Annotated in this window: 23 protein-coding genes; 13 read left to right on the top strand and 10 right to left on the bottom strand. The window is 71.6% G+C overall.

What is annotated here, in order from left to right; translation table 11 throughout:
* The first annotated feature begins 545 nt into the window (after positions 1-545).
* The gene (locus ABWI07_RS14865) at positions 546-1,349 is read left to right on the top strand and encodes an SAM-dependent methyltransferase (RefSeq protein WP_235036496.1); all 804 of its coding nucleotides are present in this window, start codon (positions 546-548) and stop codon (positions 1,347-1,349) included.
* A gap of 107 nt (positions 1,350-1,456) precedes the next feature.
* On the opposite strand, the gene ABWI07_RS14860 is transcribed toward ABWI07_RS14865, so the two are convergent.
* Together ABWI07_RS14860 and ABWI07_RS14855 are read right to left on the bottom strand one after the other, a co-directional pair.
* Complete coding sequence (locus ABWI07_RS14860) at positions 1,457-2,071, bottom strand: DUF305 domain-containing protein (RefSeq protein ID WP_353818861.1); 615 nt, start codon at positions 2,069-2,071, stop codon at positions 1,457-1,459.
* 76 nt (positions 2,072-2,147) lie between these two features.
* Complete coding sequence (locus ABWI07_RS14855) at positions 2,148-2,585, bottom strand: DUF6153 family protein (RefSeq protein ID WP_353818860.1); 438 nt, start codon at positions 2,583-2,585, stop codon at positions 2,148-2,150.
* 267 nt (positions 2,586-2,852) lie between these two features.
* Here ABWI07_RS14855 and ABWI07_RS14850 point away from each other — a divergent pair, with 267 nt between their 5' ends.
* Positions 2,853-3,323, top strand: a complete 471-nt coding sequence (locus ABWI07_RS14850) for a ribosomal protein L7/L12 (RefSeq protein WP_353818859.1) — start codon at positions 2,853-2,855, stop codon at positions 3,321-3,323.
* Between the two features lie 250 nt (positions 3,324-3,573).
* A complete protein-coding gene (locus tag ABWI07_RS14845; protein WP_353818858.1) occupies positions 3,574-4,935 on the top strand; it encodes an OmpA family protein in 1,362 nt (453 codons plus the stop codon).
* A gap of 77 nt (positions 4,936-5,012) precedes the next feature.
* Here ABWI07_RS14845 and ABWI07_RS14840 read toward each other — a convergent pair whose 3' ends face one another.
* Complete coding sequence (locus tag ABWI07_RS14840; protein WP_353818907.1) at positions 5,013-5,366, bottom strand: maleylpyruvate isomerase family mycothiol-dependent enzyme; 354 nt, start codon at positions 5,364-5,366, stop codon at positions 5,013-5,015.
* 58 nt (positions 5,367-5,424) lie between these two features.
* On the bottom strand, positions 5,425-5,793 hold the full coding sequence (locus tag ABWI07_RS14835) for a nuclear transport factor 2 family protein (RefSeq protein WP_353818857.1): 369 nt from the start codon (positions 5,791-5,793) through the stop codon (positions 5,425-5,427).
* A 203-nt stretch (positions 5,794-5,996) separates the two neighbouring features.
* On the opposite strand from ABWI07_RS14835, the gene ABWI07_RS14830 reads away from it, so the two are divergent.
* Complete coding sequence (locus tag ABWI07_RS14830) at positions 5,997-6,602, top strand: TetR/AcrR family transcriptional regulator (RefSeq protein WP_149256988.1); 606 nt, start codon at positions 5,997-5,999, stop codon at positions 6,600-6,602.
* A 3-nt stretch (positions 6,603-6,605) separates the two neighbouring features.
* Here the strand turns inward: ABWI07_RS14830 and ABWI07_RS14825 are convergent, their stop codons facing one another.
* The 3 genes from ABWI07_RS14825 to ABWI07_RS14815 are packed head-to-tail and all read right to left on the bottom strand — an operon-like array spanning position 6,606 to position 9,809.
* Entirely contained in the window at positions 6,606-7,952 is a 1,347-nt protein-coding gene (locus tag ABWI07_RS14825; protein ID WP_353818856.1) for an oxygenase MpaB family protein, read from the bottom strand.
* 36 nt (positions 7,953-7,988) lie between these two features.
* Entirely contained in the window at positions 7,989-8,258 is a 270-nt protein-coding gene (tatA, locus tag ABWI07_RS14820; protein WP_353818855.1) for a twin-arginine translocase TatA/TatE family subunit, read from the bottom strand.
* Positions 8,259-8,273: 15 nt separating this feature from the next.
* Positions 8,274-9,809: a flavin-containing monooxygenase gene (locus ABWI07_RS14815; RefSeq protein ID WP_353818854.1), complete on the bottom strand. Its 1,536-nt coding sequence runs from the start codon at positions 9,807-9,809 to the stop codon at positions 8,274-8,276.
* A gap of 68 nt (positions 9,810-9,877) precedes the next feature.
* Between ABWI07_RS14815 and ABWI07_RS14810 the strand changes: the two genes are divergently transcribed.
* The 5 genes from ABWI07_RS14810 (at position 9,878) to ABWI07_RS14790 (ending at position 14,163) form a co-directional block, all read left to right on the top strand.
* Entirely contained in the window at positions 9,878-10,462 is a 585-nt protein-coding gene (locus ABWI07_RS14810; RefSeq protein ID WP_149256992.1) for a TetR/AcrR family transcriptional regulator, read from the top strand.
* Between the two features lie 128 nt (positions 10,463-10,590).
* Positions 10,591-12,459: a hydroxysqualene dehydroxylase gene (locus ABWI07_RS14805; RefSeq protein WP_353818853.1), complete on the top strand. Its 1,869-nt coding sequence runs from the start codon at positions 10,591-10,593 to the stop codon at positions 12,457-12,459.
* A gap of 272 nt (positions 12,460-12,731) precedes the next feature.
* Positions 12,732-13,067, top strand: coding sequence for an ArsR/SmtB family transcription factor (locus ABWI07_RS14800; protein ID WP_353818852.1), 336 nt, complete (start codon positions 12,732-12,734; stop codon positions 13,065-13,067).
* Positions 13,064-13,540, top strand: a complete 477-nt coding sequence (locus tag ABWI07_RS14795) for an SRPBCC domain-containing protein (RefSeq protein ID WP_149256995.1) — start codon at positions 13,064-13,066, stop codon at positions 13,538-13,540. Before ABWI07_RS14800 ends, ABWI07_RS14795 begins: the two co-directional genes overlap by 4 nt.
* Entirely contained in the window at positions 13,537-14,163 is a 627-nt protein-coding gene (locus ABWI07_RS14790) for a dihydrofolate reductase family protein (RefSeq protein ID WP_149256996.1), read from the top strand. The genes ABWI07_RS14795 and ABWI07_RS14790 overlap by 4 nt, the downstream gene beginning before the upstream one ends.
* 24 nt (positions 14,164-14,187) lie before the next feature.
* Here ABWI07_RS14790 and ABWI07_RS14785 read toward each other — a convergent pair whose 3' ends face one another.
* Both ABWI07_RS14785 and ABWI07_RS14780 read right to left on the bottom strand, forming a co-directional pair.
* On the bottom strand, positions 14,188-15,162 hold the full coding sequence (locus ABWI07_RS14785) for an L-type lectin family protein (RefSeq protein WP_353818851.1): 975 nt from the start codon (positions 15,160-15,162) through the stop codon (positions 14,188-14,190).
* 289 nt (positions 15,163-15,451) lie between these two features.
* Positions 15,452-16,492, bottom strand: a complete 1,041-nt coding sequence (locus ABWI07_RS14780) for a hypothetical protein (RefSeq protein ID WP_353818850.1) — start codon at positions 16,490-16,492, stop codon at positions 15,452-15,454.
* Between the two features lie 161 nt (positions 16,493-16,653).
* Here ABWI07_RS14780 and ABWI07_RS14775 point away from each other — a divergent pair, with 161 nt between their 5' ends.
* The 4 genes from ABWI07_RS14775 (at position 16,654) to ABWI07_RS14760 (ending at position 20,419) form a co-directional block, all read left to right on the top strand.
* Positions 16,654-17,175: a MarR family winged helix-turn-helix transcriptional regulator gene (locus tag ABWI07_RS14775; RefSeq protein ID WP_353818849.1), complete on the top strand. Its 522-nt coding sequence runs from the start codon at positions 16,654-16,656 to the stop codon at positions 17,173-17,175.
* 2 nt (positions 17,176-17,177) lie between these two features.
* Entirely contained in the window at positions 17,178-18,485 is a 1,308-nt protein-coding gene (locus tag ABWI07_RS14770) for an MFS transporter (RefSeq protein ID WP_149257000.1), read from the top strand.
* A 164-nt stretch (positions 18,486-18,649) separates the two neighbouring features.
* Positions 18,650-19,132 (top strand): cation:proton antiporter regulatory subunit, encoded by a 483-nt coding sequence (locus ABWI07_RS14765; protein WP_149257001.1) that lies wholly within the window; start codon positions 18,650-18,652, stop codon positions 19,130-19,132.
* 9 nt (positions 19,133-19,141) lie between these two features.
* Positions 19,142-20,419, top strand: coding sequence for a cation:proton antiporter (locus ABWI07_RS14760; protein ID WP_149257002.1), 1,278 nt, complete (start codon positions 19,142-19,144; stop codon positions 20,417-20,419).
* Positions 20,420-20,514: 95 nt separating this feature from the next.
* Here ABWI07_RS14760 and ABWI07_RS14755 read toward each other — a convergent pair whose 3' ends face one another.
* Positions 20,515-21,807 (bottom strand): cytochrome P450, encoded by a 1,293-nt coding sequence (locus tag ABWI07_RS14755; RefSeq protein WP_149257941.1) that lies wholly within the window; start codon positions 21,805-21,807, stop codon positions 20,515-20,517.
* Between the last annotated feature and the right edge of the window lie 89 nt (positions 21,808-21,896).

Genomic DNA, 21,896 nt, shown 5'->3' with positions numbered 1-21,896 from the left:
CGATCACGGCACTGGCGATCATCACTTCTGAGCTGCCAGGAAGACCATCATGGCCGTGGCCCCGAAGATCGGGGCCACGGCTCCATCCGGATCGCCTCGCCATAAGTCGATCGCATCGGACGACACGAGAAACACGGGCGTCGATTTCGACGAAAACGGCGGCCGCGATGCCACCCGGAACGGTTGCACGTTCAATGAAGGCGTTCTTGGACCACTCTCGCTCCAGTACTCTCACCAGGACGGATCAATTGTCTTCGGGGCGGCCTGGAAGGCAGGATTCCCTGACGGTTCGCGGACACCCGAAAGCGGAATGCCCGGGATTCCCGCCGGCACCGTGCCGGTCGGCCGACCGAGCGAGAGGCGGTCGGCCGCGGCAGCCGGGGACCGCGGGCGACGGCGGCCGCGGCCGGCATCGGCATGGGCACCGCCTCGGGCTCACCGATGCGAGTGAATGCGGGGTGAATGCGGGTGAATCCGTGCGCCGGACGCCGATGCGGCCTCTAGAGTGATCTTGGGCGGCAGTCGGGACGATCCGAGGGGCAGACGTGACCGAAGACCAGGTGGACCTGAACACCGAGATCCCCCATTCCGCCCGGGTCTACGACTACATCCTCGGCGGCAAGGACAACTACCCGGCGGACCGGGCGGCCGCGGCGAACATCGTCGGTGATTGGCCCAACCTCCCGAAATCCATGCGCGCCAACAGGAACTTCATGGCGCGGATGACCCGCCGCCTGGTCGATGAGTTCGGCATCCGGCAGTTCCTGGACATCGGCACGGGGCTCCCCACCTCCCCCAACCTGCACGAGGTGGCCCAGGCCGTCGCGCCGGAGTCGCGGATCGTCTATGTCGACAACGACCCGATCGTCCTGGTCCACGCCCGCGCTCTGCTCACGAGCGCGCCGGAGGGCAGGACCACCTACCTCGACGCCGACTTCCTCGATCCCGACGCGATCCTGGGCTCCAGCCGCCTGGGCGAGACCCTCGACCTGAGCCTGCCCGTCGCACTGAGCCTGATCGCGATCGTGCACTTCATGCCGGACGACGCCGAGGTCCAGCGGATCATCGACCGCCTGATGGAGCCCCTGGCTCCGGGCAGCATGCTCGCGCTGTCGACCTGCACGGCCGACAGCGCACCGGAAGAGGTCGCGGCGGGCGTGGCGGCCTACAACGCCAACGGCATCCCGCTGGTGGCGCGGACGAAGCCCGAGGTGGAGCGCTTCTTCGGCGGCCTGGAGATCCTCGACCCGGGCATCGTGCTCGTGAACCACTGGCACCCCGACCAGGCGGCGTCCGAGGTCGCGGACGCCCACGTCCACATGTACGGGGGCATCGGCCGCAAGCGCTGACCCGTCCCGCGCCCGCCTCGCAGTGCGCGAGCAGGAGCGCACCATACGGCGAGGACTGCAACGAGGCGGGCGGGGCGCGGCCCCACCCGCCTCGCGCAGGACGGCCGTTACTGCTTCAGCAGGGTTCGCATCCTCGCTATCTCGGCGGTCTGCGAGGAGACGATGCTCCCGGCCATCCGCTTGGCCGGCGGGAACATCCCGGCGGACTGCTCGGTCCTGGCCATGGCCACGGCGCCCTCGTGATGCTCGATCATCATCTCCAGGAACGCCTTGTCGAACGCCTCGCCCTTGGCCGCCTTCAACTCCTTCATGTCCTGCTCGCTCATCATGCCGTCCGTGCCGCCATGGTGCATGCCGCCCATGCCGGTCATGCCGGGTGAGGGAACCGGAGCGCCCCAGTCCTTCAGCCACCCGGAGAGCTGCTCGATCTCCGGCGCCTGCGCCTTCCTGATCTCGGCGGCCAGGGACTTCACCTCCGCGGAGGAGGCCCGGGCGGCCGCGAGGTCGGCCATCTCGACCGCCTGCCGGTGATGCGGGATCATCATCTGCGCGAACATGACGTCCTGGCCGTTGTGCCGGCCCGCCTGCGCGCCGCCCGGAGCGGGTGACGAGCTCGCGGACGTCGAGTGCCCCGTCGTTCCGTGGGAGTCCTTGCCGTCACCGCACGCGGCCAGAGCGATCGCCATGGCCGGGACGGTCACGAGCGCGAACGCTCGCTTCATCGTGGTGTGCCTTTCGTGTCGAGATCTGTGATCGGTGGTCGGCGACGACGCCCAGGCGGGCATCGCCGAAGACCTGTCACAGCCTCAGCACGCTCAACCGATGCAGGGACGGTCGCGGCGGCGGCCGCCCCACCAGCAGGATCCGGACCCGTGCAGACCGGGGCGCGGCCACGGCGGGCGACGCCCGCAGGTGCAGCGCCAGGATGGCCGCGGCGACCGCGAGCACGGTCAGCATGGCCAGGCAGAGCTGGCCGCCGGGATGGTCGGGGTGGTCGGAGTGGTGACCGCCCGTTCCCTCACCATGAGGCGAATGGTGCTCTGCCATCGCGCCCCCGACCGGGGTGGCGTGCCCGGCCGCCATGGACGTCAGTGGAACGCCGCTCATGTCGGCCGGGTTCGAAGCGGCCTCGAAGCCGTGCATCGCCAGCAGGCCGAAAAGCACGCACAGGCCGAACACCGCCCGGAGGACGCGCTGACGCGGAGAGTGCTCCGTCGCCCCCTTCAGCCGTCCCACCCGCCGTTCCGCTCGTACCGCCCCGGATGCCGCGCTCTCTCTGCGCCGTGCTCCCCGATCCTTGGGAACAGCGTAGCGATCGGCAGGCATCGGCTGAGGCCATACCTCCCCGCCACGCCGGCCGTTCTGGACGAGCGCGGGTGAGAGGGCCGACAGGTATCAGCCTGGCAACCGTATTCAGCGCGCGACCGTCAAAGGGTTCGTCCGCTTTCGTCCGCACGAGTCGCCGCACGAGAATCGGGCGACCGCCTACGGAGGAGTGATCGAGTGAAGCAGCCCGTCCCGTACGTCATTCCCGAGGCCAGGGAGAAGGCGATCGCCCTGGTCGCCGGAGGCGACATGATTCCCGCCATCAAGCTGATCCGGCAGGTCACCGGGCTCGGGCTCAAAGAGGCCAAGGATTACGTGGACGGCCTCAAAGGTGAGGCGTATGCGCGGTCGGTTCCGGTCGACGTCCAGGCCAAAGCGCGCGCGCTGATCGCTGAAGGAAGAGGGAAGGACGCGGTGAAACTCGTCAAGCGGGAGACCTCTCTCGGGACGAGAGGGGCCAAAGAGTACGTCGACGCCGTCCGAGCCGGTTGGGTCCCCGCAGAGCCGCCCGGGGAAAGGCCCGTGCTGTCGGACCGGGTACGGGCCTTCAAGGCCGCCGGAGACTACGAATCGGCCATCGCGCTCGTCTGCGCCGAGACCGGCATGCAGCGCGAGGAGGCGCACCGCTTCATTGAGGCACTCCGCTGACCGCTGGCAGCGGGGACATGGAAGAGCCGCCGTCAAGGCGCTCCTCCGCCGGTATCACCACCCTTTCAAGGGAACGAGGAGCAGGGAAATGCGTGAACGTGGTCGGGGGCAGGCCCGAGCCTGCCGCGTGGGAGCGGGGGCGTTAGCCCTTCTCTTGGCTATCTCCGCATGCGGGGATGGAGGTGACGATGATTCCGGCGGCCCGGAGAAGACCGGCAAGGCGGCCGCCGAGGCCGGTTTCGCGGTCCCGATGGCGCACGACTCGGGCCCGGCGCACGTCGAACTCCTGAAGCTGAGCAGGACCTCCGCCAATACCGTCACGGGGCAATTCCGCGTCGTCAACGATGGACAGAGCGAACTGAAGCTGCGGATCAGTCTGTTCGAGGGCGGCCGTGAGGGCGACATCCGCAGTCTGGAGGCGAACGGGATCGGATTGCTCGACGGGATCGGCGGCAAGCTCTACATGCCGCTGAGGACGGCCGACGGCACGTGCCTGTGCACCGCGCTCGGCGCCGAGGGGCTCCCGCCCGGTGCCTCGCTGGACGTCTACGCGGTCTTCCCCGCTCCGCCCGCCGCGGTGAAGAGGGTGACGGTGACGCTCCCCCTGACCGTGCCGATGCAGGACGTGCCGATCGGTGACGGCCCGCTGCGGGCGCTGCCGGACCAGAAGGACCCGGCCTCGGTGTCGTTGGCGCCGCCGCGCATCCTCACCGTGGCCGGGGTCGCCCAAGGCGACGACCAGTCCGTGGACGACGACGGCGACAACCGTGCCGTGCGGCTGTCGTCGGACGTGCTGTTCGCCCTGAACAAGGCCGATCTGACACCGCAGGCCGACAAGCTCCTGCGCGGCGTTGCCCAGCAGGTCGACTCGTCCCGCGGCAGCACGGTCAAGATCGACGGCTACACCGACTCGAGCGGCAACGACGCCATCAACCGACCGCTGTCGGAGCGGCGCGCCAAGGCCGTCGCCGACCGGCTCAAGCGGCTGGTCACCCGCACCGGCGTCACCTTCCAGACCGCCGGACACGGATCAGCCGACCCCGTGGCGTCCAACGACAGCGAGAGCGGGCGCCGCAAGAACCGCCGGGTCACCGCGAGCTTCACCATGCCGCCGCCTCCTCCCACCACGGCGGGCGGGCAGCCCTACCGCTGGACGCCCGGCAAGCCGGCCTCGTCCAGGACGGCGGCCTTCACCGCGCCGGAGGCCAAGAGCCTGCAGGTCGAAGTGAACTCCCTGCATCGCGACCAGTCAGGCCTGACCACCTTCGTCTGGACGCTCCGCAACAACGGGAAGTCCCAGGCGGACGTGGGCTCGGCGTTCGAGTTGGACCTCCAGTACCACGACATGATGACGCCCACGTCGCAGAGCGCTGACGGAATCTCCGTCCTCGACACGGCCAGTGGCGTCTGGTACTACCCGTTGCGCGCATCGAGCGAGGAATGCGTCTGCGCCTCCTTGATCCGCAGTGACGCGAAGAAGGTCCTCGACCCCGGGGAGAGCGTGACCTACTCGGGCGTCTACCGGCTTCCGGCCGAGGCCCGGACCGTGGACATCGACTTCCCCTGGTCCGGCCATGAAGGGCTCCGCTTGAAGGGCGTCGCGGTCAATTAGCCGACGTCCCGCACACCGCCGACGGCGAAGGGCGTGGCCGCCTGACGCTCCGCTGCCCGTTTCCCGGAAGCGAAGCCTCAGGCGGCCGTCGCCAGGGCGGAGACCCCCGATCCGGCGAACTCGTCCAGGGCCCCTTGTCGCCCGGAGATGGCAAGCGGCAGCGAAGAAGCACCGCGCTCCCGCTCCACTCCCTGTGCGTTCTGCCGGTGGAAGTCGAACCGGGCCTGCGCAAGGCGGACGACGAAACCGAGGCGCGTCGTATGGGCCGTGGCGACCAGATGGGCCACCACGTCATGCACCGTCCACCCGTCGCACAGCGATGGTCCCTCCCACTGCTCGGCATCGAGGTGCGAGAGGTCCTCGATCAGCGCGGCACGCTCCGCGTGCACCATCGGCCACACATCACTCACGGCTTCTCCCAGGCTCGCCATCACGTCCGCACCTAGGACTCACGCCCCGACGAGAACTCATCACAGGCGGAACGCCGTGTCAGCGGTGGTCGTTCTCCTTCAGTTCGACGACCCAGGCGCGGCGCTCGGCGATCTTGCCGTCGCGCATGACGAACACCTCCGCCATGGACATGCGCATCTCGCCGCCCGCGGCGCGCTCCACCGTCCCAGTGAGTTCCGCCATGACGACATCGCCCTCTTCGACCATCCGCACGACCTCCAGGCGCGGCGGGTCGAGGAGTCCGGGCGGGCCGTCGATGGCCTTGTCGTAGGCCGCCTTGCCGGTCAGGCGGAAGGCGCCGAAGACGGTCCACTCGATGTCGTCGGTCAGGCAGGACAGGATCTGCTCGTGATCGTTCTTGCGGAAGCCGTCCAGGTAGGTGTTGACGGTCTCGATGTTGCGTGACATTGCCTTCTCCTTCGAACCCGATGGGCGCCGCCGCATGCACCGGCGGCTCCCCTGCAGGTCGGTCGGAGCGGTCGGCGGGTTCTCGACATCGTTCCGTCTGCGAGTTCGGCGCGAAGGGCGCCGGTCCTCCCCGTCGGCGGGCGCGGTTCGGGCTGGCCAGGGACCATAATGGTCGTTCACCGTCCTACGGAGGAACTGCAGCGATGGCCGATGCCGCTCCCAAGCCGCGGTTGCGGGCGCCGGCCCGCAGGGCTCTGATCACAGCGGCGGCGGTCAAGGTCTTCGCCGAGAAGGGGTACCACGGCGCGTCCCTGGGCGAGATCGCGGCGGCCGCCGGGGTGGCGCGGACGGTCATGTACGACCACTTCCCCTCGAAGCGCGTCCTGCTCCTGGCGGTGATGCAGGAGGAGAACGCCTCGCTGATCGAGTACGTCGGGGCCCGCATCCGGTCGTCCGGCACCGCCGAGGACCGGATGCGCTCCACTATCGAGGCCTACTTCAGCTTCGCGCAGAGCCGTCCCGACTCCCGGCGCCTGCTGTTCGACCGCACCGGCGAGGACGACCCGGAGGTCCAGATCGTCCGGCAGGGCATCCGCGAGTCGCGGACCCGCGCGGTGACGGCGCTGCTGGCCGACGACATCCGCACGGTGGGGGTCGAGCCCGGCGAACCCATCGCCGAGGCCATGGTCGAGCTGATCATCTCGGGGCTGGACGGGGTGGCGCAGTGGTGGGAGCGCAACCCCGACATGCCCAGGTCCATGCTGGTCGAAGGCGCGATGCGGCTGCTCTGGACCGGGCTGGGTACCTGAACGTCAGCCCACGCTGCCGTCGTGGTGGTCGTACGGGGTGCCGGTGACTCCGGACCGGGCGGCGATCTTGGAGACCATGGCGACGCCCCTGCACTGCCAGGCGTCGCCGTCGCGGGTTCGCGCCTCCATCCTGCGTTGGGCGTTCGGCAGGCGGTCGCCGACTCGGCGCATGGCCACGTTGAGGTGGACGAGGCATCGGGCGATGCCCTGCCAAGGCTGGAGGCGCACCGTCGCGAAAGGGGAGGCACGGAGAAGGGCCCGGACGAGGGATTCGCCGGTGAGGGCCGAGACCAGGCCGAGCAGCGGGGCCGCGCCGTGGACCTGCAGGCGCCGCAGCACCGGGTTGCCGCTGAGGACGTGGTCGCAGGCGGCCTTGACCGTGATGTCGGTCCATTCCGTCGGGCCGCCCGCCGTGAGGATCATGTGGTGGGCCATCCGCAGGCCGTCGACGGCGTTCCGCGGGACGAGTTCGTCGGCCACGCCCATCAGGTGGGCGATGTAGGCCCAGTACAGCATGACGTCGTCCAGGTCGGCGGGGGCGATCCGGCGGCCGTGCGCGTGGTCGAACAAGGGCGGGAGCAGCCCGAAGGTGACCGCCGCCCCCATGGTCATGGCGTTGGAGATGGGGTTGCCGTGCCGGGCGAAGTGCTCGTCGCCCCAGATCCGGCGCAGTGCGAGTCGTGCCTGGGCGTGCATCAGCCTGACCTTGACGATGCTCTTGAAGACCGGGGAGTGCCGGTCGGCACCACCGGGGCGGGTGACGTTGTGGAACCAGGTGACGGTCTCCAGTTCGCGTCTGCGGAAGTCGGCGAGGAACCGGCGGGTCTGACCGGTCGCGGAGGACACCTCGGCCCCCACGAAGGTGCCCATGGCGTCGCTGAGCATCATGGTGAGCTTGCCGGAGAGGGACGCGTTGATCCACAGCCGCCGTCCCCGCTCCCAGGCGCCGGCGTCGAACCAGTCGGGAGGATCGTCCAGGCGGCGGAACAGGTCGACGAGCGCGGGCGGCGGGTCGGCGACCGTGTCGATGCCGTGGTCGAGTGCCTGGTCGAACATCCGGCGGCCTCGCGACATCCCGGTCTTGGTGAAGGCGAGGACGACGGCGTCCATCACTTCGTCGCCCTGCCAGCGGTGATCGTCGAACAACCGGGTCAACGGTGTCTGGAGGGGAACGGCCCGCACCGGGATCCAGGGCGAGAACTGCTCGATGTGCGGTTCGGTCAGCCAGAGCGGCGAGACCGCCGCGGTCTCGGGCGGGGGCCGCAGGAGCATGCCTTCCCGGTAGTAGTAGTCGTAGGGATGCCGGTCGGCGTCCGGCCGGGCGTCTGTTCCGCTGTTCAGCGTTGACATCGGGTTCTCCAGGTGGCGATGAGGCAGGGGATCCCGCTAGCCCGATCGTTCGGTCTCGCCGTATTCGGCGGGCGTGCCCGATGGACGTCCGGGCGGGAGGGCGGCCCGCCGTCCCGGGGGCGGCTGCGGGACGCCCTCGGCCGGGCGGTCGGCGGGTTCGTCGTCGTACAGGCCCTGGGTCTCGGTCTTGAGGATGCGTGCCGAGCGTCCGAGCGAGCGGGCCAGTTGCGGGAGTTTCGCCGAACCGAAGAGCAGCAGGACGACGGCCAGGATGATGAGCATTTCGCTGGCGCCGAGGCCGGCCATGGCGGTCCCCTTCCGTCAGTGTGCGAGGTGGTAGTCGGTCGGATCGAGGCGGCGGGTGCGGCGGCGGTAGCCGGTCATGGAGCCCGGCCAGTTGTTGGTGTTGCGGTGGTCGGCGTCCAGGTACCAGCTGTCGCAGCCGCCCTGGTTCCAGACGGAGGTGGACAGCCGGTCCTGGGCGGCGGCGTCGAAGCGGTCGAGGACGTCGGCGCGGACGTCCATCGAGGTCACCCCGCCGGCGAGGAGGCGGGCCGCCTGGACGATGTAGGCGGCCTGGCTTTCGAGCATGTGGACGATGGAGCCGGACCCGACGTTGGTGTTCGGCCCGTACATGAGGAAGAAGTTGGGGAAGCCGGTGACGGCGAGACCGAGGTAGGCGCGGGCGCCGTCCTTCCAGGCGGCGTTGAGCTCCTGCCCGTGGGCGCCGAAGACGCGCATCGGCGCGACGAAGTCCTGGGAGCGGAACCCGGTGGCCCAGATGAGGGTGTCGAAGACGTGGCGGCCGCCGTCGGCGGTCCGGGCCCCGGCGGGGGTGAGCTCGACGATGGGGCTGTCCACCACGGCGACGTCCGGGCGGTTGAGCGTCGGGTAGTACTCGCTCGAGGTGAGGATGCGCTTGCAGCCCGGCTCGTAGCGGGGCGTGAGGCGCCGCCGGAGCTCCGGATCGCGGACCGACCGGAGCGCGTACCGGCACAGCAGGCGGACGGGCAGCGACAGGACGCGGCGGCCGCGCGGGGAGATCAGCGCCGGGTTGAGGACGCACTCGAACCACAGGAAGACGCCCAGCCGCGAGAGCCGCTGCACCGCGGGCAGGCGGCGGTTGAGGGCGTGCCGCCAGCGCGGGTAGAGGCGGTCGGGTTTGCGGCTGATCCAGTGCACCTCGATCTGGAAGACCGTCAGCCGCTCGGCGGCGGGGGCGATGAGCGGGACGAACTGGATCGCGCTGGCCCCGTTGCCCACCACGGCGACCCGCCTGCCCGCCAGATCGTGGTCGTGCTTCCAGCGGGCGGAGTGGAACATCGTCCCGCCGAACCGGTCCTGTCCGGGCAGGCGCGGCACGGACGGGTTGGACAGCTGCCCGCATGCGGCGACGAACAGGTCGAACTCGTGGACCTCGCCGTCGCTCGTGTGCAGGCGCCAGCGCTCGGTCTCGGCGTGGAAGTAGGCGTCGGTGACCGTGGTGCGGAACCGGAAGTGCGGCGTCAGGCCGTACTTGTCGGCGCAGTGGCGCAGGTAGGCGAGGATCTCGGGCTGCTCGGCGAACCGGCGCGCCCAGTCGGACTTGGGCTCGAAGGAGTAGGAGTACAGGTGGGACGGCGCGTCGCAGGCGGCGCCGGGGTAGGTGTTGTCGCGCCAGACGCCGCCCGGCCCGTCCGCCCTGTCGAAGATCGTGATGTCCTCGAAGCCCGCCTTCTTCAGGGCGATGGCCAGGCCGATCCCGCTGAACCCGCTGCCGACGACGGCGATCGAGACCGGGCGGCGCCCGGTCCGGGGCCCGCCTCCGCGCCGCGGCGGTCGTCCGCCGCCCGCGGCTCGCGTTTTTCCGACACTCATGTCGGTTAGGGTGGCCGCACCGGAGGACGGGAGTCAAGACGATGCGGAAAGATCCGCCAAGGACGCGGATGCGGGGGCCGGCGCGGCGGGCGCTCCTCACGGCGGCCGCACTGGAGCTCTTCGCGGGCAAGGGCTACCACGGCACGTCGCTGAGCGAGATCGCCGCTCACGCCGGAGTCGCGCGGACGGTGGTGTACGACCACTTCCCGTCGAAGCGCGGCCTGCTGCTGGCCGTCATGCAGGAGCAGAACACGGCGCTGATGAGTCACGTCGGCGCCCGCATCACCGCGGTGGGACCCGCAGAGGAGCGGATGCGGTCGACCATCGACGCGTATTTCAGCTTCACCGAAACCGGGTCCGCCGGGCGCAGACTTCTCTTCGACCACGCGAACGAGAACGATCCGGAGATCCGGATCGTCCGCCAGGGCATCCGGGAGTCCCGGGCCCAGGCGGTGACCGCCCTGCTCGCCGACGATATGCGGGCGATGGGCGTCGACCCCCGCGAACCGATCGCCGAGGCGATGGTGGAGCTCATCATCACCGGCCTGGACGGGGTGGCGCAGTGGTGGGAGCGCAATCCCGAAATGCCCAGGTCCCTGCTGGTCGAAGGCGTGGTGAGGCTGCTGTGGAACGGACTCGGCAGACCGCGGTGACCCGGCGCGCTCCCCCGGAACGAGATCACGCGAAGGGGTTGACGCCGCGCGGCGGCGTGCTCATAGTGAGGGGCCATCCGCAACCGACATGAGTGTCGGTTAGCAACCACCCCCCCAAGGAGTGCGCCGTGGAGGACAGGACTCCATCGCAGACCCCGTCGTCGCAGAGCGAGCCGCCGGCGAGCGGGCGACCGGGCGCCGGCGGCGGGCTGGGCCGCCGCCAGTTCGTCACCGGAGCGATCGCCGCCGCCGGAGCCGTCGCCGCCGCCGGAGCCCTCGGCTCCGGGGTCGCGCAGGCCGCCGTCCCCGCCGCCCGCCGCGCCCCGCGGACCGGCCGCGCGGCCGCCGGACGCCGTGTCGCGATCTTCGGCGGCGGGATGGGCGGGCTGTCGACCGCCCACGAGCTGGCCGAGCGCGGCTTCCAGGTGACCGTCTACGAGCGCAAGGCCTGGGGCGGCAAGTGCCGCAGCATGCCCGTCCCGAACACCGCGAGCGGGGGCCGCCAGGACCTGCCCGCCGAGCACGGGTTCCGGTTCTTCCCCGGCTTCTACCAGAACCTCCCCGACACCATGTCCCGGATCCCGCTGCCGGGCGGGGGCAAGGCCTTCGACAACCTGGTCGCGGGCGACCAGGTCGCCGCGTTCTACAAGGGCACCAAGTTCACCCTGCCCGCCAAGGGCAGCATCATCGGCACGCTCAGCCCGGACTCGCTGCTGGCCTTCCTGCAGACCGCGCTCAACGTGGCCGGGGCCGTCCCGGTGGTGGAGGTCGGCTACTTCCTCCAGAAGATGATCGCGTTCGTCACCAGCGGACCCAAGCGCCGCTACCAGCAGTGGGAGAACATGAGCTTCTCCCAGTTCGTGCACGCCGAGAAGATGTCCAAGGCCTACAACGAGCTGCTGGTGGAGATGTTCACCGGCACCCTCGTGGCGGCCAAGCCCGACAAGGCCAACGCCCACACCATGGGCCTGATGGCGGAGGCGTGGGTCTACAGCACCCTCGGCCTGGGCGGCTACAAGGCGCCCGACCGGCTGCTGAACGCCCCGACCAACGAGGCGCTCATCGACCCGTGGGTGGCCTACCTCAAGTCGCTCGGCGTGACCTTCCAGTCCGACGCCACCCTCACGCGGCTCGACGTCCAGGACAAGAAGATCAGCGGGGCCCAGGTCACCGGCGCCTCCGGCACCAGCACGGTCGACGCCGACTACTACGTGCTGGCGGTGCCGGTCGAGCGCGCCGTGCCGCTGCTCAACGACCAGATCCTGGCCGTCGACCCGAGCCTGAAGTCGCTGCGCGAGCTGACGACCGACTGGATGAACGGGATCATGATCTACCTGCGGCAGCCGATCGACCTGGCCAAGGGGCACGTCGCCTACGCCGGGCAGCCGTGGGCGCTGACCTCCATCAGCCAGGCCCAGTTCTGGAAGAAGAAGTTCGGCACGACCTACGGCAACGGCCAGGTCAACGAGTGCCTGTCGATCGACCTGTCCGCCTGGGACAAGCCCGGCATCCTCTACGGCAAGGCGGCCAAGGACTGCACCTCCGACCAGATCTTCAAGGAGGTCGTCGCCCAGCTCCGCAGGGCCCTGCCCTGGAACGGGATCATCCTCCAGGACGCCAACATCCACTCCTACTTCATCGACCCGGCCATCACGGGGAACGGAACCCCGCAGGTCGCCAACGACGAGCCCCTCCTCATCAACAGGCCCAGTTCCTGGAACTACCGGCCCGAGGCCGCCACCGCCCTGCCCAACCTGTTCCTGGCCTCCGACTACGTCCGCGCCGACATCAACCTGGCCACCATGGAGGGCGCCAACGAGGCCGGACGCAAGGCCGCCAACGCCATCCTGGACGCCTCCGGCGCCGACGGCACCCCGGCCAAGCTGTTCAAGCTCTACCAGCCGAACGAGTTCAAGGGCTTCTTCGACGACGACGACCGCCGCTTCGACCGCGGCGAGGCCAACTTCTTCGACCTGTACGACCCGGCCAAGCCGTAGTCCGGCCGGTTCCCCCGGTGAGCCGCCGCCCGCGGCCCGGCCCAGCGCGCCGACAGGCCAGGGCCGCGGGCGGCCTGGGAGGTCGGGAGATGATGCCGGCCGGGGCCGCGGGCATCGGCCCCTCGCCCCGCGCCCTCGCCTGCACGCCCTGTCCCTACGTCTTCGCGCTGACCGCGCTGCTCGCTCTCGGCCGGCTCCTCGGCCGGTGCCGCGCACCCTCCCCGATACTTAGCTCTTGCGCTAACCATCGCGGGGACGCAATACTTAGCCGCATGGCACAGCATTTGGCGGAACTGGACGGCGTGTTCGTCGCCCTCGCCGACCCGACCCGGCGCGCCGTCGTGCGGCGCCTCGGCCGCGGGCCCACGAGCGTCGGCGACCTCGCCCGCGAGTTCCCCATGACACTCCCCTCGTTCATGAAGCACGTGCGGACCCTCGAATCGAGCGGGCTCATCCGCACCGTCAAGTCCGGCCGGGTGCGCACCTGCGCGCTCAACCGCGAACGGCTCGCCCTCGTCGACGACTGGCTCGCCGAGCAGCGCCGGATCTGGGAGGGGCGCACCGACCGCCTCGACCAGTTCGTCACCGACCCGGAGGAAAGGCCATGAATCCCGAACTCGACCTCGGCCTGGAGCGGATCATCCGCGCACCGCGCGCGGCGGTCTGGCGCGCCTGGACGGACCCGTCCCAGCTGGCGCAGTGGTGGGTCCCCGCCCCGGCCCGCTGCGTGGTGGACCGCCTGGAACCGCGGCCCGGCGGGGCGTTCGTCACGCGGTTGAGCGAGGACGGGTCCGCGTTCGTCCCGCACATGGACGCGTGCTTCCTCGCCGTCGAGGAGGCCCGCCGGATCGTGTTCACCAACGCGGTCGACAGCACGTGGCGGCCCGCGCACCCCGCGCCGGTCCCGATGACCGCCACGATCACGCTGGACGACCATCCGGACGGCACGGACTACCGGCTCGTCGTCCGGCACGGCGACCCGGAGGCCCGCGCCCACCACCACAAGCTCGGCTTCGCCGACGGCTGGGGCACGGTCGCCGGCCAACTGGCCGCCTTCACCGAGAGGACGACCGCACGATGAAGATCACCCTTACCGAGTTCGTCACGCTCGACGGAGTCAGCCAGGGCCCCGGCTCGCCGGACGAGGACACCACGGGCGGCTTCGCCCGCGGGGGCTGGCTCGTCCCCCACCTGGACCCGGCGTTCGTCCGGCGCGTCTCCGGCTGGCTCGACCTCGCCGACGGCCTGCTCCTCGGCCGGCGCACCTATGAGGCGTTCGCGCGCGACTGGCCGAAGATCACCGACCCGGCCGACCCGTTCGCCGAACGGATGAACACGCTGCCGAAGTACGTCGTGTCCAACACCCTCGCCGAAGGGACCTGGGACCCCACCACCGTCCTCGCGGGCGATCCAGTGGAGACGGTCGCGGCACTCAAGGCGCGGCCGGGGCGGGAACTGCAGGTGCACGGCAGCGCCCGGCTGGGAGACGCGCTGCTGTCGGCCGGGCTGGTCGACACGCTCCGCCTCGTGGTGGCACCCGCGGTGCTCCGGACCGGCCGGCGCCTGCTGGACGCGCCGGGCGTCCCGACCGGTCTGCGGCTCGTCCACCACGAGGCGACCCCGAAGGGCCTGCTGCTCCTCGAATACGAGACCACGGGCCAAGCGCTCCAAGGCGAGTACGAAGGTGTCGCCGCGCTCGCCTGAGCAGCCGCCCCGGCGATCTTCCGGCTAGCGATCCTGAGAGCGCACGACGACCCGGCGGATGAGCTGCACGTCGGTCAGCGGACCCGTGGACGCGGCGAAACCGAACTTGACGGTGCTCGGGACGGGCTTCGGAGCGGCGAACCTCAGCACCCGCTTGAACCCGTCGCCGTTCCGGAAGTCGATGTCGACCGTCGCGACCGGGTTCCGTCCGCGTGAGATCGCCACGCGGACGATCCGCTTCACCGGTTCCAGGAGCTTTTCGGCCCTTTCCGGCGTGGCATTGGCGGGCATCTTCTTGAGGTCGCCGTGGAGTCGGCCCGGAAGCGACGACCGCCAGGGGCCGTTCCGCGTGGAATTCTCGGTGGAGGCGGCGAGCAGGCAATAGCCGGTGGTGCCGTTTCCGGGGCCGCGCGCGGTCACGATATTGGGGCCGGGAGCGGGCGGGCGGAACGCCGTCCCGGCGGGAGAACGGCGGTCGCAGCCGTTCCCGCGCCCCTCTCCGTCGCCGAAGTACTCCCCGAGGACGTCGAGGCCGATGCCGAGATAGCCGCCGTCCACTCCCGGGACGAACTGCGCGTCGGGGCTGCCGCCCGGCTGCTTCTGGGCGTAGCCGAGGCTTCCGCCGAACGCGCCCGGCGTGGCGAGGCGCCGGGCGCCGTCGGTCAGGAAGAACGAGATCCCGTCGGCGGGCCCCCGCGTGGTGTTGCCGTACTGCCACTGCTCGAAGGTCACCTCCAGGCCGTCCTTCGCCGGGATCGGCGAGTCGAACATCACGGCGCCGGTCTGCTCGACGTGGGCGTCGGTGAGCTGGAGGTATCCGCGGGGCGCCGCGCCGCCCGGCGGCACCGGACCGACCGGATCCCGGCGGCAGCCCCCGAGCGGATGGTTCGCGGCCTCCGCCGGGGGGTTCCCGCGCCGTGCGCCCGTCAGGCAGGCCGACCCGTACCCGACGAAGCGCGAATCCGCGGTGGCCCTGGTGAACGATTCCTCGGCCAGCACCGATCCCGGACGCCGGTCCGCGGCCGACGCATGACCGAACGACGCGACGACGGCGGCGGCACCGACCGCCGCCGCAATGCAAGCTCCCCGATGCCTCATGCCGTTGTCCCCCCACGCGGGTCCGAAGTGATCCTTCTTCCGCCTCATCTGAACACACGCCCGCGACGAGACGCCCGCATTGCCGATATCGCTGCACAATGCGAGATCATTCTTTACCGGAACGCATGGCGTCCCACGTGCCGGAAACCCGCTTCCCGCGAGTGGCCAGAAATAGGCCGCTCTTCGGAATTCACGATTTTTGGTGAGACGCCGGGGAGACGGCGCAGCGGGGGCGGGTGCGGCGCTGGTAGGACACGGCGGCGATGGCCAGGGCCCAGCCGTATCCCCCGAAGGCCAGCGAGGCCGCCTCGCCGAGAGACGGCCAATGGGGGTCGGAGCCGACGGCCCCTATGTCGAGGAGGATCCCCAGGACCATGCCTCCCGCGCCGTACAGGGCCAGCGTCGGGGCGATCAGCCAGACCGGCGCCAGCGGGAGGAACCTGGGCACCCGCCTGCCCGCCAGCCACGGCGCCCAGCGCGGGAACACCATGCCCCAGGGGCGGACCAGGCCCAGCAGGAGAAAATCCGCGAGGCCGATGAGCAGCAGCAGGACCAGCAGCATGTAAGGGCGTGGCCCGTCGGTGTAGTGGTCCTCGACCTCGGCCCAGCCGCCGAGAGTGCCCAGGGCGTGCAGGGTGAAGTAGGGCGCGAACGCCGCGCAGCCGGCGTAGGCGGTCCAGCGCACCCTGCGCGGCGCGGCCTGGGGCGCCGGACGTTCCACGCCCGCCGTCCGCCGGGTGTGCACCCGTCCGCAGCGGGTGCAGGCCGAGGCCGTCCGGCGGCGCCACGACACCGCCGAGGCCGCGAAGAGGGCACCGACCGCGGCGAAGCACAGCCGCTCGGCGAAGCCCGACCAGTCGCCGTCCCCGCCGCGGTCGCGGACGGAGCCCGTCAGCACCAGCTCGATCAGGTTCAGCAGCACGAAGCAGCTGCCGGCCAAGGCCGACGCGGCCGCGGTCCACACGCCCGCGGAGACCACCCGGACCGGGAGCGCCCGTCCCCACGGGCGGACGGTGGCGGCCGCGAACACCGCACCGACCAGCAGCAGGGCGGTCGCGGGCAGGGCCGAGCCGGGCACGCCGACCACCGACAGGCGTCCCGCGAGCGCGCCCGCCAGGAGTGCCGCTCCGTACAGTGCGGCACATCCGGCTGCGGCGTATCCCGCCCACGAAGGCCACCGCCGCCACCATCCGGTCAGCGGCAGGGCACGGCCGGCCGGCGCTTCCGTCATGTGTTCCCTCGCCCTCAACGCCTCGACGAACGTCAGGGCCCAGCCTCATCCGCGACAGGCCGACAGGCCTCCCCCGGCAGAGGGAGGCGCCTCCCCTCCAGGTCTGGGCGCACTCCGCGGCCCCGCCGGGGTGAATGCATGAGCGCTGTTATATTAGCGCTGTGACATCTTCGGACCCGACCGCGGCGCCCGGGCGGTGGAGCGGCCTGTTCGCCCTGCTGACCGCCATCGACGCCCAGATCGAATCGCTGTACACCGAGCGCGGCATCCGGGGAGTCCGCCCCCGGTTCGCCTACCCCCTGATCCGGCTCGCCCATACCGGCCCGCTGACGATCCGCGAACTGGCCGAGTCGCTGGACCGCTCCCACTCGGCGATGAGCCAGACGATCGCGGCGATGCGCCGCGAGGGACTGGTCGACTCCGAGCCCGGCGCGGACGCCCGCACGCGGCGCATCACCCTGACCGACCGCGGTCGCGGCCTCGTCCCCTTCCTGGAGGCCGAATGGCGCGCGACCGAGGCGGCGGTCGCCGAACTCGACGACGAGGTGCCCCATCCGCTCAGCGGCGTCGTCGCCGAACTGGAGCGCGCGCTGGCCCGGCGGCCGATGCGGGACCGGATCCTCGCCCGCTTGGAGGCGCCGCCCCCCCATCCCGCGCCTCCGGCCGCCCCGGCCGAGCAGTAGCCGTGGTCTGGCGCGAGACGGTCGTCGACGTCCGTCCGCTGCGCGGCAGCCGGGCGTTCCGCGACCTGTGGCTCGGGTCGTCCCTCGCTTCGATCGGCGGGCAGATCGCCGTCGTCGCCGTCCTGCAGCAGGTGTGGGAGCTGACCCGCAGCCCGCTGTGGACCGGGGCCATCGGGCTCGCCACGGGTGGGCCGATGCTCGTCCTCGGCCTGGTCGGGGGGTCGCTGGCCGATGCCATGGACCGCAGGAGCCTCGTCCGCGCCACCACCGGCGGCCAGGCGCTCGCGGCCCTGGCCCTCACGGCGCAGGCCGCCGCGGGCAACCGGTCGGTGGCGCTGCTGCTGGCCCTGGTCGCCGCCGGCGCCGGCTGCGCGGCGCTCGGGGCCCCGGCCCGGCGCACCTTCCCCGTCCGGCTGCTGCCCGCCGACCAGGTCGCCGCGGGGCTCGCGCTGCAGAACATCGCCTTCCAGGCGGCCATGCTGGTCGGGCCCGCGATCGCGGGCGTCGTGCTCGCGCAGTGGCGCTACCCCGCCGCGTACGCGATCCAGGCCCTGGCCGTCACCGCGTCGCTGGCCGCCGTGATCCGGCTGCCCGCGATGCCCGCGCCGCGCGCCGACGGCTCCCCGCAGGCGGGACGGCCCGGTCGGGGGCCGCTTCCGGGAGGCTGGGCGATCGTCTTCCGGCACCCGATCCTCTGGGGGTCCTTCAGCATCGACCTCGCCGCCACCGTCCTGGCCATGCCCGTCGCGCTCTTCCCCGTGGTCAACGAGCTCCGCTTCGGCGGCGACCCCCGGACGCTCGGGCTGTTCCTGTCCGCGCTCGCGGTCGGCGGGCTCGCGGCGGGCCTGCTCTCGGGGACGGTCACCCGGCTCCGCCGCAGCGCCCTGGTCCAGCTCGTCGCGGCCACGGTGTGGGGCCTGGCCCTCGCCGGTTTCGGCCTGGCCGCGCCGCTCTGGCTCGCCCTCTGCTGCCTGGCCGCCGCCGGCGCGGCCGACACCGTGGCCGTGGTCACCCGCGGCGCGCTGGTGCAGATCGAGACGCCCGACCACTACCGGGGCCGGGTCTCCTCGGTCGAGCACGTCATCGGCGTCGCCGGCCCCGAGATCGGCAACTTCCGCGGCGGGCTCCTCGCGTCCCTCACCTCCGCGCCGGCGGCCCTCCTCGCGGGCGGTCTGGCCGCGGCGGCCGCCGTCGTCTCCGTCGGCCTCTCCAACCGCCCCCTGCGCCGGCACCGGCTCGTGCACGAGCGCGACCACGTCCGACCGCCCGCGATCCAGGCCCAGCCGCCGGTCGCGGAGGGGCCCGGATGAGGGCGGGCGAGGCCCTCGCCCCATCCGTGAGCTGCACTGGCCACCGCGGAATTCACCTAATGTCGTGTTCCGGTCGGCTCTGAAATCATGTTCGGAACCTCATTGGCGGCGATCAGGGGCGGCCGGGCCGGCCACGGAGATCACGGAGCAAACAGGAGAGGGCCATGGACGTCGAGCGGACATCGCTGCCGGGCATCGGGCTGCGGCATGTGTTCACCACCGGGCGGGGCCGCCAGATCGGGGTGGTGTCGCACCGCACCGGCCGCCGGGATCTGGTGATCTACGACAAGGACGATCCCGATACCTGCGTGGTGTCGGTGGCGCTCGCGGACGAGGAGGCCAACGCCCTGGCCGAGCTGCTGGGCACCGGCCGCGTGGTGGAACGGCTGGCCGAGCTGAACCGGCAGGTCGACGGCCTGATGACCGAGCAGATCCCGCTCACGGCCGCCTCGCCGTACGTGGGCCGCCGGATGGGCGACACCCGGGCCCGGACCCGTACCGGCGCCTCGATCGTGGCGGTGGTCCGCGAGGGCGAGGTCATCGCCAGCCCGCGACCGGACTTCGAGTTCCGCGCCGAGGACGTCGTGGTGGTGGTCGGCACCGACGAGGGAACGGCCGCCGTCGCGGCCATCCTGCACGGCGGGTGAGAGGGATCTATGCACGCTGCGACACAACTGATCGAACTGGGCGCGATCGTCCTGGCGCTGGGCCTGCTGGGCGCGATGGCGGTCCGCTTCTCCATCTCACCGATCCCGCTGTACCTGGTGGCAGGGCTGGCCTTCGGCTCAGGCGGCATCCTGCCGCTCGGCGCCAGTGAGGAGTTCGTGGCGCTCGGCGCCGAGGTCGGGGTGATCCTGCTCCTGTTCACCCTCGGGTTGGAGTACACCGCCGGGGAACTGGTCGGAACGCTGCGCACCTCGGCTCCGGCGGGGCTGGCCGACCTGCTGCTCAACGCCACGCCGGGGGTGGCGGTGGCGCTGGTGATGGGCTGGGGGCCGGTGGCGGCGGTGGCGCTCGGCGGCGTCACCTACGTCACCTCCTCCGGGATCACCGCCAAGGTGATGGGGGACCTCGGCTGGCTGGGCAACCGGGAGACCCCGGCGGTGCTGTCGATCCTGGTGTTCGAGGACCTGGCGATGGCCGCCTACCTGCCGATCCTCACCGCGCTGCTGGCCGGGGCCTCCCTGGTCGCAGGGGCGACCACCCTGGGCATCGCCGCCGCCACCATCACCCTGATCCTGTTCATCGCGCTTCGGCACGGCAAGCTGGTCGAGCGGTTCGTGGCGAGCCCCACCGACGAGGTGCTGCTGCTGAAGGTGCTGGGGCTGACCCTCCTGGTGGCCGGCCTGGCCCAGCAGCTGCAGGTGTCGGCGGCGGTCGGGGCGTTCCTGGTCGGCATCGCCCTGTCGGGACCGCTGGCCCACACCGCCCGCGACCTGCTGGCACCGCTGCGGGACCTGTTCGCCGCCGTGTTCTTCGTGTTCTTCGGCCTGCACACCGACCCCGGCCAGCTGCCCCCCGTGCTGGGGGTGGCCGCGCTGCTCGCCGCGGCCGGGATCGCCACCAAGCTCGCCTCGGGATGGCTGGCCGCCCGCCGCGCGGGGGTGGCCTCCCGCGGACGCCTGCGCGCCGGGGCAGCGCTGGTCCCGCGCGGAGAGTTCAACATCGTCATCGCCGGGCTGGCCGTGTCCGCCGGCATCAATCCCCGGCTCGGGCCGCTGGCCGCCGCCTACGTGCTGATCCTGGCGATCGCCGGGCCGCTGATCGCCCGCGGCGTCGAGCCCTTCCTCCGCTGGCGCCGCACCCGGCCGGCCCGCGAGGACCGCGAGAAGCGCGTGCCGGTCCCCCGGTCCGGGGGCACCGCCGACGACCGCGGCGACGAACGGGACGACATGGGCACCGTGAGCGGCTCGGCGGCGCCCCGCGGGCAGTGAACCGCTCCCGCGCCGCCTTCTGGACCGACCACCGCGGGCGCCGCCTCGGTCTTCGCCGGCGCGCCGCCCCCGGGGCGGGAACGGCCGCCGCCGTTTCAGCCCCGGGGGCGCGGAGGCGTGAAGGTGCAGGGCAGGCGCTTGTATCCGTTGATGAAGCCGGACTGGAGACGGTCGGGCTCCCCCGCGGTGATGTCGGGCAGACGGGTGAACAGCTCGCGGAACATCACGGTGATCTCCCGCCGGGCCAGGTTGGCGCCCAGGCAGAAGTGCGGGCCGGGTCCGCCGAACCCGACGTGCGGGTTCGGTGAGCGGGTGATGTCGAAGCGATCGGGGTCGGTGAAGACCGACTCGTCGCGGTTGGCGGCCCAGTAGAGCAGCGTCACCCGGTCGCCCTTGCGGAAGGTGTGCCCGTTCATCTCGTGGTCGCGGGTGAGGTTGCGCCGCATGGAGATGACGGGGCTGCTGTAGCGCACGATCTCCTCGACGGCCCCGGCGATGCGCCCGTCGAAGTCGGCCAGCAGCAAATCGCGCTGGTCCGGGTGGTCGGTGAACAGCTTCAGGCCGTGCGCGATCGCGTTGCGGGTGGTCTCGTTCCCGGCCACCACCAGCAGCAGGAAGAACGCGGCGAACTCGCGCGGGCTCAGCCGCTCGCCGTCGACGTTGGCGTTCACCAGCGCCGAGGTCAGGTCGCCGGTGGGCGATGCCCTGCGCTCGCGTCCGAGCTGGGCCGCCAGCCGATGCAGCCGGAAGCCCGCCGACGCCACCGTGCCCAGCATGCGGAGCGTGCCGAGCCGGCCCATCCGCGCGGTGCCGCGGCTGTACTCGACGGTGGCGCCCACGTACTCGGCGTCGCTGTAGCCGACGATGATGTTGGTCAGGTCCACCACCCGCCGGTGGTGGCGGGCGGGGATGCCCAGCATGTCGCAGATGACCTCGACCGGCAGCCGCGCGGCGGCCCGGGACACGAAGTCGCCGCCGCCCGCCTCGATCAGCTCGTCCACGATCCGGGCGGCCCGCCGCGCGATGTCGTCCTCGGCCTTGGCGAGCATCTTCGGGCTGAACGCCCGGGACACGATCCGGCGGATCTTGGCGTGCCGCGGATCGTCCATGTCGATCATGGAGTTGAAGTAGCCGTCCATCCAGCGGGGCATGTCCGCAGGGCTGGTGGCGCTGGGCTCGCTGCTGAACACCTCCGGGTTGCGGCTGGCCTCCGCCACGTCGGCGTGGCGGACCAGCGCCCACGACCCCGGGCTCTGCCCCAGGAACGGGATCTTGGGCAGGGTGAAGAGCACCGGCGCGGGCTGGGCGCGCAGCACGGCGAACGCCTCCGCCCGCTCCTCCAGCGGCCGGGTCCAGAAGCGCAGATCGCCCAGGTCGATGTCCGCCATGGTCAGCTGTGGGGGGATCTCCGTGGCCACCGACCTCACGCTCCCGTCTCGTCGCGACCGAGATTTCTGGTGAAGCGACACACCAGATA

Origin of the sequence: Actinomadura sp. NPDC000600 (assembly GCF_040492135.1) — a bacterium.
Taxonomy (GTDB): domain Bacteria; phylum Actinomycetota; class Actinomycetes; order Streptosporangiales; family Streptosporangiaceae; genus Spirillospora.
This window is presented reverse-complemented; position numbering and strand designations above follow the sequence as displayed.

What these genes read in the sequence shown, in the direction of transcription:
- ABWI07_RS14790 (WP_149256996.1), top strand. Translation starts at nt 13,537, where the DNA reads ATGAAGATCACCCTTACCGAGTTCGTCACGCTCGACGGAGTCAGCCAG.
- ABWI07_RS14760 (WP_149257002.1), top strand. Translation starts at nt 19,142, where the DNA reads ATGCACGCTGCGACACAACTGATCGAACTGGGCGCGATCGTCCTGGCG.
- ABWI07_RS14755 (WP_149257941.1), bottom strand. Translation starts at nt 21,807, where the DNA reads ATGGCGGACATCGACCTGGGCGATCTGCGCTTCTGGACCCGGCCGCTG.
- ABWI07_RS14845 (WP_353818858.1), top strand. Translation starts at nt 3,574, where the DNA reads ATGGCGCACGACTCGGGCCCGGCGCACGTCGAACTCCTGAAGCTGAGC.
- tatA (WP_353818855.1), bottom strand. Translation starts at nt 8,258, where the DNA reads ATGGCCGGCCTCGGCGCCAGCGAAATGCTCATCATCCTGGCCGTCGTC.
- ABWI07_RS14810 (WP_149256992.1), top strand. Translation starts at nt 9,878, where the DNA reads ATGCGGGGGCCGGCGCGGCGGGCGCTCCTCACGGCGGCCGCACTGGAG.
- ABWI07_RS14780 (WP_353818850.1), bottom strand. Translation starts at nt 16,492, where the DNA reads ATGACGGAAGCGCCGGCCGGCCGTGCCCTGCCGCTGACCGGATGGTGG.
- ABWI07_RS14835 (WP_353818857.1), bottom strand. Translation starts at nt 5,793, where the DNA reads ATGTCACGCAACATCGAGACCGTCAACACCTACCTGGACGGCTTCCGC.
- ABWI07_RS14815 (WP_353818854.1), bottom strand. Translation starts at nt 9,809, where the DNA reads ATGAGTGTCGGAAAAACGCGAGCCGCGGGCGGCGGACGACCGCCGCGG.
- ABWI07_RS14830 (WP_149256988.1), top strand. Translation starts at nt 5,997, where the DNA reads ATGGCCGATGCCGCTCCCAAGCCGCGGTTGCGGGCGCCGGCCCGCAGG.
- ABWI07_RS14825 (WP_353818856.1), bottom strand. Translation starts at nt 7,952, where the DNA reads ATGTCAACGCTGAACAGCGGAACAGACGCCCGGCCGGACGCCGACCGG.
- ABWI07_RS14765 (WP_149257001.1), top strand. Translation starts at nt 18,650, where the DNA reads ATGGACGTCGAGCGGACATCGCTGCCGGGCATCGGGCTGCGGCATGTG.
- ABWI07_RS14800 (WP_353818852.1), top strand. Translation starts at nt 12,732, where the DNA reads ATGGCACAGCATTTGGCGGAACTGGACGGCGTGTTCGTCGCCCTCGCC.
- ABWI07_RS14860 (WP_353818861.1), bottom strand. Translation starts at nt 2,071, where the DNA reads ATGAAGCGAGCGTTCGCGCTCGTGACCGTCCCGGCCATGGCGATCGCT.
- ABWI07_RS14795 (WP_149256995.1), top strand. Translation starts at nt 13,064, where the DNA reads ATGAATCCCGAACTCGACCTCGGCCTGGAGCGGATCATCCGCGCACCG.
- ABWI07_RS14840 (WP_353818907.1), bottom strand. Translation starts at nt 5,366, where the DNA reads ATGGCGAGCCTGGGAGAAGCCGTGAGTGATGTGTGGCCGATGGTGCAC.